This is a genomic window from Alistipes sp. AF14-19 (assembly GCF_003461645.1).
GTDB lineage: Bacteria > Bacteroidota > Bacteroidia > Bacteroidales > Rikenellaceae > Alistipes > Alistipes shahii.
In genome coordinates, this window is record NZ_QTXM01000010.1 from 25,665 (window position 1) to 40,337 (window position 14,673).

11 protein-coding genes are annotated in these 14,673 nt (G+C 59.3%); all 11 read right to left on the reverse strand.

Features of this window, described 5'->3' with window-relative positions; genetic code table 11:
• Nucleotides 1–21: 21 nt before the first annotated feature.
• Nucleotides 22–963, reverse strand: coding sequence for an endonuclease/exonuclease/phosphatase family protein (locus DWW03_RS09725; protein WP_015547864.1), 942 nt, complete (start codon nt 961–963; stop codon nt 22–24).
• 15 nt (nt 964–978) lie between these two features.
• Nucleotides 979–2,517, reverse strand: a complete 1,539-nt coding sequence (locus DWW03_RS09730) for a SusD/RagB family nutrient-binding outer membrane lipoprotein (protein WP_181989617.1) — start codon at nt 2,515–2,517, stop codon at nt 979–981.
• Nucleotides 2,518–2,530: 13 nt separating this feature from the next.
• The gene (locus DWW03_RS09735) at nt 2,531–5,950 is read right to left on the reverse strand and encodes a SusC/RagA family TonB-linked outer membrane protein (RefSeq protein WP_118406677.1); all 3,420 of its coding nucleotides are present in this window, start codon (nt 5,948–5,950) and stop codon (nt 2,531–2,533) included.
• Between the two features lie 177 nt (nt 5,951–6,127).
• Complete coding sequence (locus DWW03_RS09740) at nt 6,128–7,138, reverse strand: FecR family protein (RefSeq protein ID WP_022062578.1); 1,011 nt, start codon at nt 7,136–7,138, stop codon at nt 6,128–6,130.
• Between the two features lie 45 nt (nt 7,139–7,183).
• Entirely contained in the window at nt 7,184–7,741 is a 558-nt protein-coding gene (locus DWW03_RS09745) for a sigma-70 family RNA polymerase sigma factor (RefSeq protein WP_015547867.1), read from the reverse strand.
• A gap of 194 nt (nt 7,742–7,935) precedes the next feature.
• Nucleotides 7,936–9,345: an adenosylhomocysteinase gene (gene ahcY, locus DWW03_RS09750; protein ID WP_022062579.1), complete on the reverse strand. Its 1,410-nt coding sequence runs from the start codon at nt 9,343–9,345 to the stop codon at nt 7,936–7,938.
• Between the two features lie 158 nt (nt 9,346–9,503).
• On the reverse strand, nt 9,504–9,869 hold the full coding sequence (locus tag DWW03_RS09755) for a riboflavin kinase (protein WP_022062580.1): 366 nt from the start codon (nt 9,867–9,869) through the stop codon (nt 9,504–9,506).
• Nucleotides 9,869–10,975, reverse strand: a complete 1,107-nt coding sequence (locus DWW03_RS09760; RefSeq protein WP_118406678.1) for an AI-2E family transporter — start codon at nt 10,973–10,975, stop codon at nt 9,869–9,871. Before DWW03_RS09760 ends, DWW03_RS09755 begins: the two co-directional genes overlap by 1 nt.
• A gap of 4 nt (nt 10,976–10,979) precedes the next feature.
• Complete coding sequence (locus DWW03_RS09765; protein WP_022061039.1) at nt 10,980–11,663, reverse strand: phosphatidylserine decarboxylase family protein; 684 nt, start codon at nt 11,661–11,663, stop codon at nt 10,980–10,982.
• A 19-nt stretch (nt 11,664–11,682) separates the two neighbouring features.
• Nucleotides 11,683–12,531 carry a phosphatidate cytidylyltransferase gene (locus tag DWW03_RS09770; RefSeq protein ID WP_229028797.1) on the reverse strand — a complete coding sequence of 283 codons (849 nt, stop codon included), beginning with the start codon at nt 12,529–12,531 and terminating at the stop codon, nt 11,683–11,685.
• A 34-nt stretch (nt 12,532–12,565) separates the two neighbouring features.
• A complete protein-coding gene (gene ftsH, locus DWW03_RS09775; RefSeq protein WP_118406679.1) occupies nt 12,566–14,665 on the reverse strand; it encodes an ATP-dependent zinc metalloprotease FtsH in 2,100 nt (699 codons plus the stop codon).
• Nucleotides 14,666–14,673: the final 8 nt, after the last annotated feature.

Here is a 14,673-nt window from a genome sequence, read left to right on the forward strand (position 1 = left end):
TCTTTTAGGCATGGATATACGTTATTTGGCAAAGGACCACTCGATGACCACCGGAAAATGGTCCGAAGGGTACTTCTGCGAATACGAGGTGTTGACAATCGCCCACGACTGCACCTTCGTCCGGCCCTTGGTCACGAAAATATGGTCGATGCGCGAAGCCTTGGCCGGAGGTGTGGAGATATACTTGTAACCGTTGTAGGAGGGCCAGTCGGCGTTGACCTTATCGGTCGTACGGGCATAGCTGTCCACCAGCGTCCCGGAGGTAACGATCGTGTTGTAGACGTTGGTCTGCTGGTTCGAGTTGAAGTCACCGGTGCAGAAGGCCGGGGTCTTTCCGGCGATCTCCGCGACCTTCTCGATCAGCAGCTTGGCGCTCTCGGCCCGGGCGACGGTTCCGATATGGTCGAAATGCGAGTTGAAGTGGAAGAACTCCTTGCCCGTGGCCTTCACGCGGAAATGCGCCCAATTGCACATGCGCGGGGAATAGGAGTCGGAGAATTTCGTATTGGGAACGTTGGGCGTCTCCGAATACCAGAACGAACCGCTTTCGAGCACTTCGAATTTGTCGGTCTTGTAGAATATCGGATTGAAATGACGGCGCTCCACATTGTCTTCGCCCGTCACGCTCGTGCCGATCCAGGTGTATCCGGGAAGGGCGGCGGCCATATCCTCGATCTGGAACTTGTAGGGTTCCTGCGCACCGAAGATGTCGAAATCCTCGGCTTCGAGCAGCCGGCAGACGATCTCCTTGCGGTTCTCCCAGCGTCCGGCCTCCTCGTTGCGGTTGTCATACTGGATGTTGTAGCTCGCCACGCGGATGGGTTCGAGCCATTCCAGCTGTGTGCCGCCGTTGCCGCCGCCGTCGTCGTCCGAACTGCACGAGAGGGCCGAGGAGCTGAACAGCAGAAGTCCGCAAAAAAGGGTCGATTTCAGAAGTCGGTTCGTAATATGGAAAGTATTCATGGTGTTTTGCTTTTATCAGTTTTTATATCGGAACGGGAACGGAGCGGGGTTGAAGAGCGGATCGGAACCCTGCAACAGCCACATCCGTGAATTGCGGTCGTCGCCCTTGTCCAGACGCTTGATCGCCTCGGAAACCTGCGCATTGTTGTTGTCGATCTCCGACTGCGGATAGCGGTAGCGCAGAGGCAGGTAGCCGTCGTTGTAAATCTGGTCGGTGTTGTGCGTCAGGTAGGCCGAGAAATCGGGATAGCCCGTACGGCGCAGTTCGAAATAGGCCTCGTTGCCGCCCTGCATGAAGAAATTGAGGTATTTTTCCGTGATGATCTTACCCAGTTTTTCGGTGTCGCTGCCCTTGAACTGCACCTTTTCGTGCCCCAGGTAGGCCCGGGTGTCGGCAGAACTCACCCCCAGGAACTCATGCGCAGCGCGGATGCCGTTCAGGTAATGGGTCTCCGGATCGTCGTCGGTCCAGCCCCGCAGGGCGGCTTCGGCGAGGATGAATTCCTGCTCGGGATAGCCGATGTTCATGGCCGAAGGACCGACCGGCTCCAGATACCATTTCGACTTCAGGCGCGACTGCGACCCGTCTTCCATGTCGGTATTGTTGTTGTCGCCCGTAGCGCCGGGATTGGGAATGACGCCCTTGTAATTCGCAAGGTCCGTGGGATCGGCATTCTTGCCGTCCAGCTTGATCATCATTTCGGCCAGTTTCGGCAGACGCATGTCCCCGCGCTCCCGCATCCAGTCGACGACGAACTTGGAGATCCGGTACGACGAAACGAAATTGTTGTCGTTGTAATACTTGTAATTCTCCATATTGCCCTTTTCGTCGCGGATGGCGCTGTCGGACAACGTCCCCATGATCGGGTTGCCCTCCGGATCGCCGACGATGCCGGCGAACAGTTCGCCGACACGCTCCCCGGCGATGGTCTGCTTCATCGAGCAGTTGATCAGGATGCGCAGGCGGTAAAGATTGATCAGCTGACGCCACTTGCGAATGTCGCCGCCGAAGATCACATCGCCGTCGATTTTGGTATTGTCGTAGTCCCCCAGGGCCTCGTTGGCCGCCGCAAGCTCCCGCAGCAGCCCGGCCACGATCTCCTCCTGGGGATCGTATTTGGGCGAAAAGTTCGGATCGTCGAAGCGTCCCTGCGCAGCCTCGGTGTAAGGCACGTCGCCGAACAGTCGGGTGGTGTCGAAAATCCAGCTGGCACGGAAGTATGCCGCAAGGTGGATGTAACGGGGATCGTTGAGGCGTTCGGCTTCGCGGATCATGTCGTAGCACCAGGTCACACGGCGGTATTCGCTGATGAAATTGCGGCGCTGGAAGTTGAAATGGCCGCCGCCACCGCGCTGATCCCACTGCCAGGCCAGCCGGTAGGGCTGCACACCGTAGTATTCGATGCCGAAAGTCGTGATGCAGAGCTGTGTGAGGATGGTTTTCGGATGCACCTGCGTCGGCTTGTTCACGTCCTGGCTCACCTCGTCCATGGTCAGGTCGCAGGAAACGAACACCAACGGCAGGACGAAAAATATCGAGAGAAAGCGTTTCATATTCATATCCGTATTAGAGTTTGAGGGTAAGATTGAAGCCGATCATGCGTTCGGTCGGATAGGAGAAATTCTTGTAAGCCGCATCGGGGTCTTCGTTGTCGAGCTTCTTCCAGATGAGCAGGTTGGTGCCGATAACGGAGAGTTCAAGCCCCTTGAAAATCCGGCTGCCGGAGAGCAAATCCGAAAAATCGTAGCCGACGGACATCGTGCGGAGTTTGATGAAATCGCCCTTGAAAAGGTTGTAACCCATCGTGTAGGGACCGTTGAGCTTACCCATGTAGCCGATCCAGCTTTTGAAATAGACGGGCGTAGTCGAAGGGGCGTAGCCGCGCGTATCGTAGAGCACATTGCCGTGATCGTCATACTCGATGTCGCCGTCGACCACCACCACGGCGTTCGAAGGGATGTACGACGGAGTTTTCGTCCAGTCCAGCTCCCGCTCGGGAGCGGCCGTGAGCTTGTGGGTTCCGGCTTCGATCATACGGGCGTTGAGGTCTGAACGGATGACACCGCCGACACGGCCCGCGATGTCGAACGACAGGCTCCAGTTGCGGTAACGCAGCGTCGACGAGATGCCGAACTCCCAATCGGCGCCGGCATAGCCGATCACACGCTTGAAGGGGTCTTCGATGGGACGCCCGTTGTTCTCGAAAACGATGAAATTGCCCTGCGGATCACGCTGCCAGACACTCTCGTAGAGCGCATCGGCACGGTCGCCCACCTTGAGGTTGTTGTAGTTATAGGCCCCGTTGTAAATCTTGTCGAGGTACTTACGGGTCTGGAACCAGTTGAAGCTGATGTCCCATTTCCAATCCTTGGTTTTGATCGGCGTGGCCCCGACCATCAGTTCGTATCCTTCGCGGCGGTAGTCGTTGCCGTTGGTGAGCATCTCCTCGTAGCCGCTCGACTGGTTGATGTCGACCTTCTGGATCTGGCCCTCGTCGTAGGTGCGGTAATAGCTGAAGTCGAAACGCAGGCGGCTGCCGAAAAAGCGCAGGTCCGTGCCGACCTCGAACGAACTCGTGAAATAGGGTTTGATATTGGGATCGATGATCGTGGTCGGAGGCGTGAACGCGGCATTGCCGTCCCAGTAGGTATTGAACGAATAGGTGTCCTGCAACATGTAGACGGTCGACTGGTCGAACCCGACCTTGGCCCACGAGGCGCGGACTTTCCAGAAGGAAACAGCCTTCGGAAGCTTGACCGCCTCGGTGATCAGTGCGCTGAACGCCACCGACGGATAGAAAAAGGAGCGGTTGTTCTTGTTGAGCGTCGACGACCAGTCGTTGCGGCCGGTGAACGAAAGGTAGAATGCATCGCGGTAACCCAGCGTGACGGACCCGTAAGCGCCGGCCATGCGGCGGCGTTCGATCTTCGAAGTGGTCGACGGGGTGTTCTGCGAGTTGGAAAGGTTGTAGAGATCGGGCTGCTGGAGTCCGCCCTCGGTCGTCGAAAAGAGGTAATTGCGCTGGTAGTTGAAGAGCGAAACACCCAGCATGGCGTCGAGGTCGAACTCCCCGAACCGTTTCTTGTACGAGAGCATGGCGTCGAGGTTGACGTCGACGCGGCGGTCGCTGCCGACCGAATAGAGACCGCGGTCGTTGCCCACCCAGGCGTAAGGTTTGCACTCCTCCTGGTTCTGGTGTTTGGAGTCGGTGGCGGCCTTGACCATGAAATTGAGGTCGTCGGTGATGTCGTAGTCCAGCGACGCCGAAGCGATCAGCTCGGGTTCGCTGTAAGGACGCGTGTACTCCTCGGCCACAAACCAGGGATTGTTGAACCACACGTGGTTCCAGTTACGCTGGGCGTAGCCTTCCTGCCCCTCCTCCCAGTAATTGCGCAGATCGCGGATGTCGTTGTTGGCGCCCATATACACCAGAATGTTGTAATACGGATGCGAATTGCCGTAACCGGACCAGGGACGGTTTTTGGAATAGGTATAGTTGTAGATCATGCTGGCATTGATATGCAGCTTCCTGGTGATGTTGTAGTTGGCCGCCATATTGACGCCGAAGCGCTTGAGATCGGTGTTGGGAGTCTGCCCCCGGCGGTAGAGCTGGTTGAGGCTGATGCGGAACGACCCCTCCTTGAATTTATGGGAGATGCTGACGTTGTTGCTCGTGGTGAGGCCCTGTTGCAGAAAATTGCGGAAATTGTCCTTGTGGGAGACGAAAGGCGTCGGAATCCGCTTCCCCGTCTTGGGGTCGATCGGGCTGTTGTACTGTACGGTCTCGAAATAACCGCTCGGCGTGGTGGGGTCTTTCTGGTCGAGTTTCGGGCCCCAGGTCCACAGACCGTCGTATACGCCGCCGCCCTTGCCGTCGAGGTAGGAATACTGGCCGAAATCGCCCGTACCGTAGATGCTCTGCTGCTCGGGCAGGGTGAGGTACCCGGCGGTGAACATCGTCGAGGAGTTGAGCGTGATCTCGGTCTTCTCGCCGATGTCGTCGCCTGTCTTGGTAGTAATCAGGATCGCACCGTTGGCGCCGCGCGAACCGTAAAGCACGGCCGCCTGCGGACCTTTCAGGACCGTGATCGATTCGATGTCGTCCGACGAAACGCCGCGGTAATAGGTCACGGGCGTTCCGTTGATGACGTAGATCGGGGTCTCGCCACGCAGCTTGATCGGAGGATCTTCCAGAATGCCGGCGCGGGTATTGACCGTAAGTCCGGCAACCTTGCCGTTCAGGGCGTTGATCGGATTATCGGTCTTCACCTTGTCGAAAGCGTCGGAGTTGACCTGCTGGAGCGAATATCCCAGGCTCTTCTCGGCTTTCTTGATGCCGAGGGCCGTGACCACGACCGTTTCCAGCGAAATGTCCGACGGTTCGAGACGGATGTCCACACGGGTCTGCACGCCGACATGCGTCCGCTGGGTCTTGTAGCCGATATAACTGAACGAGACGGACGCCCCGACCGGGACGCTGATGCGGTAGTTGCCGTCGGCATCGGTGACGCATCCGTTGGTGGTTCCCTCCTGGATGATGGTGACGCCGACGAACGGCATGCCCTTTTCATCGGTAACACGCCCCGTCAGGGCCACCGGCCGGGAATCGGTGCGGGGGGGGGTTCCGGCAGACCGCGCTGCGGACTGTCCGATGATGACATGGCGGCCCTTGACGGTATAGGTCAGCGAAGTGCGCGCCAATGCCAGATCCATCACCTCCTGGATCGAGGCGTCGGCGACCTTCACCGAAACACGGATGTCCGCCACATCCTGGTCCTTGTAATTGAACAGATAGTCGCTGGAGGCTTCTACCTGACGGAAAAGCTGCACGAGCGTCACCTCCTGTCGGGTATCCACGGTGATTTTCCGTTCCTGGGCGTGAACGACCGTCGTGCCCAGCAACAGCATGCACACGACCGCACGGCGCAGGACGGTGCGCAAGCAGCGTGTCTTCTGAAAAAATGCGTTGGTAAAGTTTGGTTTCATTGTTTCCGGGTTGGAAGTTTAAAGGTATTGGTACGTTGCCGCGATCGGGGCATCGGACCGAAGCAGAACGGCATCCGTTCGGGCGGAAGCCGCAAAAATCGGAAAGGCGAAGACAGGGATCTTGTCAGTTCATAGGCATCGGAAAATTTAGGAGTTCGGTATTATCGGGTTGGATTTTCAGCGTTTGGTAACGAAATAGACATTGTCGAGTTTGCTCCACTCCATGCCGGTCTGGCGGCTCACGATGTCGAGCGCCTGCTCGACGGACAGCCGTGTTTCGAGCGCACCTGAAAAGCGGGTCCGGCCGACGTCTCCCGCATCGGTGATGATGCGGACGTCGTAACGCGCGGAGAGTTGTTCGAGGACCTCCTCCAGAGTGAGCGATTTGTAGCGGAACAGATTGTCCTTCCAGGCGGTCGTGATCTCAGGATCGAATTCGCTGACGGTGATTTCGCCGCTTCCGACATGATAAACGGCCCGGCGCGAAGGCGTCAACCGCAGATTCTGATTTCCGGCGCGGAACGCGACCGACCCTTCGACCAGCGAAGCGCTGACAATGCCCTCTTCAGTCCGGTTGCTGGCATCGAAAGTCGTGCCCAGCACGGAGACCTGCACATCGCCCATCTCGACAACGAATCGTTTGTCCGGCATCTTCTCGACTTCGAAAAAGCCCTTGCCGACAAGCCGCACGTTCCGCTCGTCCCTGCCGAAATCACCGTCGTATTCCAGACGGCTCTCCTTATCGAGGGTAATGCGGCTGCCATCGGGCAGCTCGAACGACGAAATGCTGCTGCCCGTGATGAAGGCAAACCTTTCGGCAGCACGGGGACCGGACAGCGCCCATCCGCAGAACAGTCCCACGGCCAGCATGGCGGCCATCGACGCATAACGCCCCATACGAGTGGCGAGCAGGCGCAGCATGCCGCTCCTGCGCGATTCGGAGCCGGCAGCGATCCGCCGCTGCAATTTCCGGAACTCCCGCTCCGGGTCAATGCTGCGGGTCGTCGTCACGCGGGCGTTCCAATAGCTCCTGATCCGAGCGTATTCCTCTTCATGCGCGGGATCGGCGGCCCGCCAGGCGGCGAGGGCTTCGCGTTCACCGGCCGGGCAAGCCTCCGTGAGATCACGGACAAGCCGGGCGTTGAGTTCCTTTTCCGAAAGGGTGCGTATGTCTGTTTTTGATTTCATGTCTTATGGATTAAGTACCGGAAACGGCGGAATGTTCTTAACGGATCAGCAAATATTTTTCTTGCGCAGAGCCTCGCGGATCTTCTGCACGGCATGGCCCAGGTGCACTTCAAGGGTTTTGACGGAGATATAGAGCGTCTCGGCCGCTTCGCGGTGCGACATCCGGTCCTCGCGCACCAGTTTGAAGGCCAGCTTGCATTTGGGCGGCAGCGACTCGATGGCACGGTTTATCTCGCGGACGGTCTCGGCGGAAATGCAGTCGTCCTCGGGAGTCGTGCTGGTGCGGGCGAAAAGGTCCAGCGGCATTTCGTCCAGATTGACGGTGGGCAGGTTGCGTTTCCGGAGATAATTCAATGCCTTGAATTTGGCGATCCGGTAGATATAAGCATTGAAATTCCGGATTTCGGGAAGTTCAAGACGGTTCTCCCAGACCGCGAAGAACACATCGGAAGTCAGTTCCATAACAGCCCCGTCATAGCGGACATACAATCCGATATAACGGGCTATACGCTTGTAATAAAGCATATAAAGTTCCTGCAAAGCCTCCTGGGAAGCATTGCAGGCCAGGTCGTCGAGGATGTAACGGATGTCGGTCGGGTCCATGCTTTCTATTGATTAAGTACCCTAAAATCGCAAAAGTTCTTAATCGGAGAGGTGTTTTTATGCGAATAACGGGAAACAATCCGGAAAAACCGCCCTGCTGACAGGGTTTCGGGAGAAGAATGCGAACGCAGTCCGGCCCGGAGGAGCATATGTTCCATCCGGGCCGGACAAACGAAAGAGGCAAGCCCCTGAAATCAATAACGGTAGTGCTCGGCCTTGTAGGGACCGTCCTCCGGAACGCCGATGTAGTCGGCCTGACGCCGGGTCAGGCGGGTCAGTTCGACGCCGAGGTTGTCCAGGTGCAGGCGCGCCACCTCCTCGTCGAGGTGTTTCGGCAGGCGGTAGACGCCGACCGCGTGCTCCTTCTGCCACAGCTCCATCTGCGCGAGGCACTGATTGGTGAAGGAGTTCGACATCACGAACGAAGGATGGCCCGTGGCGCAGCCGAGGTTCACCAGACGGCCTTCGGCCAGAATGAAGATCGAATGGCCGTCGGGGAAAGTGAACTTGTCGACCTGCGGCTTGATGTTCAACTTCACGGCCCCGGACGTTTCGAGGCGCGCCATCTGGATTTCGTTGTCGAAATGGCCGATGTTGCAGACGATGGCCTGGTCGCGCATCCGCTCCATGTGCTCCAGCGTGATGATGTCGCAGTTGCCCGTGCAGGTGACATAGATGTTGCCCTCGGCGAGCGTACTCTCGACGGTCTTCACCTCGAAGCCCTCCATGGCGGCCTGCAAGGCGCAGATGGGGTCGATTTCCGTGACGATCACCCGGGCGCCGTAGGAGCGCATCGAGCGGGCGCAGCCCTTGCCCACGTCGCCGTAGCCGCACACGACGACCACCTTGCCGGCGATCATCACGTCCGTGGCGCGCTTGATGCCGTCGGCCAGCGACTCGCGGCAGCCGTAGAGGTTGTCGAACTTCGACTTGGTGCACGAATCGTTGACGTTGATGGCCGGAACCAGGAGTTCGCCGGCCTCCTGCATCTGGTAGAGGCGGTGTACGCCCGTGGTGGTCTCCTCGCTCACGCCCTTCCATTCGGCGACCGTACGGTGCCATTTTTCGGGGTCCTCGGCCAAAATGCTTTTCAGCGTGCCGAGGATCACCTCCTCTTCGTAGGACGAAGGTTCGTAATCGAGCGTCGAGGCGTCGTTCTCGGCCTTGTAACCCTTGTGGATCAGCAGCGTGGCGTCGCCGCCGTCGTCGACGATCAACTGCGGGCCTTTGCCGCCGGGAAACGAAAGGGCCATGGCGGTGCACCACCAGTATTCGGGCAGCGTCTCGCCCTTCCACGCGAAGACCGGGACGCCTGCGGCGGCAATCGCGGCGGCCGCATGGTCCTGCGTCGAGAAGATGTTGCACGAGCACCAGCGCACGTCGGCGCCCAGCTCCACAAGAGTCTCGATCAGAACGGCCGTCTGGATGGTCATGTGCAGCGAACCCATCACGCGTACGCCTTTCAGCGGCTTTTCGGGTCCGTATTTGCGGCGCACGGCCATCAGGCCGGGCATTTCATGCTCGGAAATCTCGATCTCCTTGCGGCCCCATTCGGCCAGCGACATGTCGGCAACCTTATAGGGAAGAGTGTTGTCAATATACATAGCAGTATGTTTTTAAGTTATCGCATCGTTCGTCCGTATCTGCCCGGTTGAGACCCGCGGCGTACCGCCGCGTTTACAAGTCTGACCCCACCCCAAACCCCTCCCTCGGGAGGGGCTTGTCGCAACGCAACCGGGTTTTTGACCAAAATACGGACACATTATTTCAATCCTAAAATATATTCCTTGTCCCTGGCAATCTGCCCGCGCAGTTCCTCCACCGAAGCGAACCGGCGTTCGTCGCGGATCTTTTCGAGCAGTTCGACCCGCAGCCGACGGCCGTAAAGTTCGCCGCGGAAGTCGAAAATATGCGTCTCCAAACGCCGCTCGACACCCCCGACCGAAGGGTTGCGGCCCAGGTTCGACATGGCGTCATAGACTTTCCCGCCGACCTCCGCACGCGAACGGTAGACCCCGTCGGCAGCGGCGACGTCCTCCGGAACGGCCAGATTGGCCGTCGGAAAACCCAACTCACGTCCGAGTCGGCGTCCGTGCTCCACAACGCCTTCGATCAGAATCCGTTCCATCAGATTTTTTCGGTCAGTTTACGCACCAGCCGGAACTGCGAGAAGAACTCCTTGGCAAAGACACGCAGTACCGTATAGGAAGGTATCGCCAGCAGCATGCCCAGGATTCCGGCCAGCGACCCGGCAATGAGAATCACCAGGAAGATTTCGAGCGGATGCGCCTTCACTCGTTCGGAATAGAGCGTCGGCTGGAGGATGAAATCGTCCATGCCCTTGAGGATCAGCAGCGACCCGGCGATCACGAAAGCCGTATGCCCCACGCTCATGCCCTCGATCGGCGAGACGATGCCCACGAAGACCGAGACCACGCCGCCGATCAGCGGCCCGGCGTAAGGCACGACGTTCATCACACCCATGATAAGGCCGATGAACCCCGCGTCGGCGGCCTTCATCCCGAAGGCCATCATCACCAGCGTCACGGCGATCGTGAGCAGCAGGCTTTCCGAAAGGATACCCGTAAAGTAGCGCGCCAGCAGGACCGTCACCGAATCCAGCGCACGGGTGATGTTGCCGTGATAATGTTCCGGGAAAACGGAGGTGACCATCGCGTAGAACAGGCCCTCCTCCTTGAGGAAGAAGAAGGTGATGAACGAAACGGAGAAAATGGCGATCACCGACGAAAGCACAAGGTTGATGACCGACGAGAAAATCGTGTTGAGCGAATTGATGTCGATGATCTGCCGGAGGGCGGCCGTCAGTTCGTCGGAGAGCGAGAAAGTGCTCTCGGGCAGGGAGAAAAGCGCCTGCAAATCGTGCTGCATCCGGGCGATCGGCTCGCCGATGCTCCCCACGACCGCCGCGAAGTCGACGTGCGCGAACTGGTTTATCTTGTTGAAGACCAGCGGCACGAACAACGAACACAGCGTAGCCAGGACGACCCAGATCACCACGAGGGTCGCCAGCGCGGCCAGCCAGCGGGGAACCTGCCAGCCCTTGAAGTGAAGCCCCGAAAGAAACTTCACGAGCGGATTGCCCATGACGGCCAGCACGGCCGAAACGAGGATGTAGACGACGATCGAGGAGAAATACCAGACCAGAAAGAGCACGGCCGCGGCAACCGCCGCGCCCGCGATGAACCGCAGGAAGGTCTGGGGCGTCGCCTTCATGGCGTTATTCGTTTTCGAGGTTCTTGCGCAGCCGGGCGATCGGAGTCTGCGAACCCACCGTGGGATCGCCGATCTCCACCAGCAGTTCGCTGTCCTTGGGGACGAGCACGTCGACGCGCGAGCCGAACTTGATGAATCCGCAGACGCTGTTCTGCTCGACCTGATGACCGACGGTCATATACGAGATGATGCGCCGGGCGATCAGTCCCGCGATCTGGCGGAAGAGCACCTTTTGGCCCGAGGGCATCCGCACCACGGTCGTCGTGCGTTCGTTCTCGGTCGAGGATTTGGGGTGCCAGGCCACCAGGAAACGCCCCGGATGGTATTTGAAATACTCCACCTCGCCGCCCACGGGGACCCAGTTCATGTGGACGTTCGTAATGGACATGAAGATCGAAATCTGCAACATCTCCTCCTTGAGGTACTCGTCCTCGGAGACGACCTCCGTCACGACCACGCGGCCGTCGCAGGGAGCGAAGACCAGATCGGCGTCGTGGATGCGCACCCGGCGGGGTTCGCGGAAGAAGGCTACGATGAAGAACCAGAACAGCAGCAGCACGAGGGTGCTGAACCACAGCAGCGAGACGTTCGCATCGTGGACCAGCAAATGGTAAAACAGCCACCACAGAAGCAGGCAGACAGCGCCCGAGATGCCGATGATTTTGTATCCTTCCTTATTGATTCTCATAACACGGTTAAGTTTGCAGTTACATCACAAAAAGCATATAGACGAAGACGAACGGCGCCGAGAGCAGCATGGCGTCGAAGCGGTCCAGCACTCCGCCGTGACCGGGAATCAACGTTCCCGAATCCTTGACCCCGGCGGCGCGCTTGAACATCGACTCCACCAGGTCGCCCAGAACCCCCGTAGCGGCCGCGACGAGCGCCAGCCCGGCCCACACCCAACAGCTGCCGTCCATCACGCGGGCGGCGACGAGTCCCAGGACAACGGCCCCGGCGATGCCGCCGAAGAACCCTTCCCACGACTTCTTGGGCGAAAGGCGTTCGCACAGGCGGTGCCTGCCGACGGACATGCCCACCAGATAGGCGAAAACGTCATTGGCCCAGATGATGAAAACGTAGAAAATCATCATCCAGGGACTCCACGTCTCGCTGCCGATGATCGGAATGTAACACATCAGCGAGAACGGCAGCGCCACGTAGACGACGCCCATGAAAGTGATGCCGATATTGGCGGCGGGATTCTCCCGACGGCGGTAAAGTTCGCAGATGAACATGGCGGGCAGCAGCAACAGCAGAAGGGCCATTCCGCAGGCGAAAGCCTGCCGGGCGCTGCCGAGTATCTGGATGTCGTCCGACACGAATGCGAAATTCAGGGCGAAAAGCACGAGTCCCGCAGCCAGTCCGACGATCCGCTGGGGATTGCTGCCCTGCTCCCCGGCCAGGGAATAGAACTCCGTCATGCCGACGACCAGCAACGCCGCCAGCAGCAGGCCGAAACTCCATTGCGACCATGCGATAGCCCCCAGCATCACCACGGCGAGGACAGCCCCGCTCACAGTGCGCACCCAGAGGTTCTTCATTTTTTCACTCATTGTTTTTTAAGGGTGTAGTTGGGTTTCAACGGGGTCATTCGGTTTCGGGCGCGGCAACGGCCGGAGCTACGGGAGCCGGTTCGGCCGTTTCGGACTTATCCGATTTGGCCGAAGGATCGGCGACCGCGGCGGCCTGCTTGCCGGCCTGCGGCTCCTCTCCGGCGGGTTTGCCGCCCTCGGCCCTGGCTTTCGCCTCGGCCTCGCGGCGTTCGCGTTCGATGTCCTTCTTGCGGCGCCCGAAGATGCGCTCGACGTCCTCGGTGAAGACCACCTCGCGGGAGAGCAGCAGTTCGGCCAGCTCTTTCAGACCGTCGGCATGTTCGCGGAGCACCTTCTCGGCCATCTTGTAGGCCTTCTCGATCACCTGCTTGGCCTCGGCGTCGATCTGCTGGGCCGTCAGTTCCGAATAGGGCTTCGTGAAGGCCATGTCGCTCTGGCCCGTGGAGTCGTAGAAGGAGAGCGTACCGACGTTCTCGCTCATGCCGTAGTAGGCCACCATGGCATAAGCCTGCTTGGTGACGCGCTCCAGGTCGTTGAGTGCCCCGGTCGAAATCTCGCCGAAGGTCAGCTGCTCGGAAACGCGGCCTCCGAGCGTAGCGGCCAGTTCGTCCATCATCTGCTCGCGCGTGGTGATCTGACGCTCCTCGGGCAGATACCAGGCGGCGCCCAGCGCCTTGCCGCGCGGGATGATCGTCACCTTGATCAGCGGGCTGGCATGCTCCAGAATCCAGCTCACCGTGGCGTGTCCCGCCTCGTGGAAGGCGATCACGCGCTTCTCCTCGTCGGTGATGATCTTGTTCTTGCGCTCCAGGCCGCCCACGATGCGGTCGATGGCGGCGAGGAAGTCCTCTTTCGAAATGAATTTCTTGTTGTGGCGCGCGGCGATCAGCGCGGCCTCGTTGCAGACGTTGGCGATGTCGGCGCCCGAGAAACCGGGGGTCTGGCGCGCCAGGAACGAACGGTCCAGCTGCGGATCGAGCTTCAGCGGACGCAGGTGGACGTTGAAAATCTCCTCGCGCTCCTTCACGTCGGGAAGTCCCACCTCGATCTGGCGGTCGAAACGCCCGGCGCGCATCAGCGCCTTGTCGAGGATGTCGGCCCGGTTGGTGGCGGCCAAAACGATGACGCCCGTATTGGTCTGGAAGCCGTCCATCTCCGTCAGAAGCTGGTTCAGCGTATTTTCGCGCTCGTCGTTGCCCGAGAATCCGGCGTTCTTGCCGCGGGCGCGGCCGATGGCGTCGATCTCGTCGATGAAGACGATGCAGGGAGCCTTCTGCTTGGCCTGCTCGAACAGGTCGCGGACACGCGAGGCGCCCACGCCGACGAACATCTCGACGAAATCGGAACCCGAAATCGAGAGGAACGGCACGTTGGCCTCCCCTGCGACGGCCTTGGCCAGCAGGGTCTTGCCCGTTCCCGGAGGGCCTACGAGCAGCGCGCCCTTCGGAATCTTGGCGCCCAGCTCCTTGTATTTGTCGGCCTTCTTGAGGAAATCGACGATCTCCATGATCTCGACCTTCGCCTCCTCCAGGCCAGCCACATCCTTGAACGTCACGCGCTTGGAGTTGTCCTTGTCGAAGACCTGCGCCTTGGCTTTGCCGACGTTCATAATGCCACCGCCGCCTCCGGCGCCCGCGCCGCGCGACATGGAGCGCATGATGAAGAACCACGCTCCGATGATCACCACCCACGGCAGCAGGTTGATCAGAATCGAGGTCCAGTCGTTGGCCTTGTTTTCATAGATCACCGGAACGGTCTGCCCCGACTTCTCCTCGGCGGCCTTCAAATCCTCGCGAAACGAATCTACCGAACCGATGGTGAAAGTCAGCTGCACGCCCGACTCGGGCAGGCGGCGGAAACGCTTGTCCACCTGATCGTTACGGTACTTCTCGCCGGCCTCCTTTTTCAGGAACACCTGCGCCTGGTCGCGGTTCACGACCTGGATCTTCTCCACGTCGCCCTTCTCGACCATCTCCTGCACGGTGGTCCAGTCGCTGGGCAGCGGCGCTTCATTGCTGCCGTCGAACAGACACCAGCCGATGATGAACAAACCGATCAGGCCGTAGATCCACAGCATCGAAGGCCGCGGCATGTTCATATTCATTTTATTGTTGTTCTTGCTTTTCTGTGCCATAATCCGGA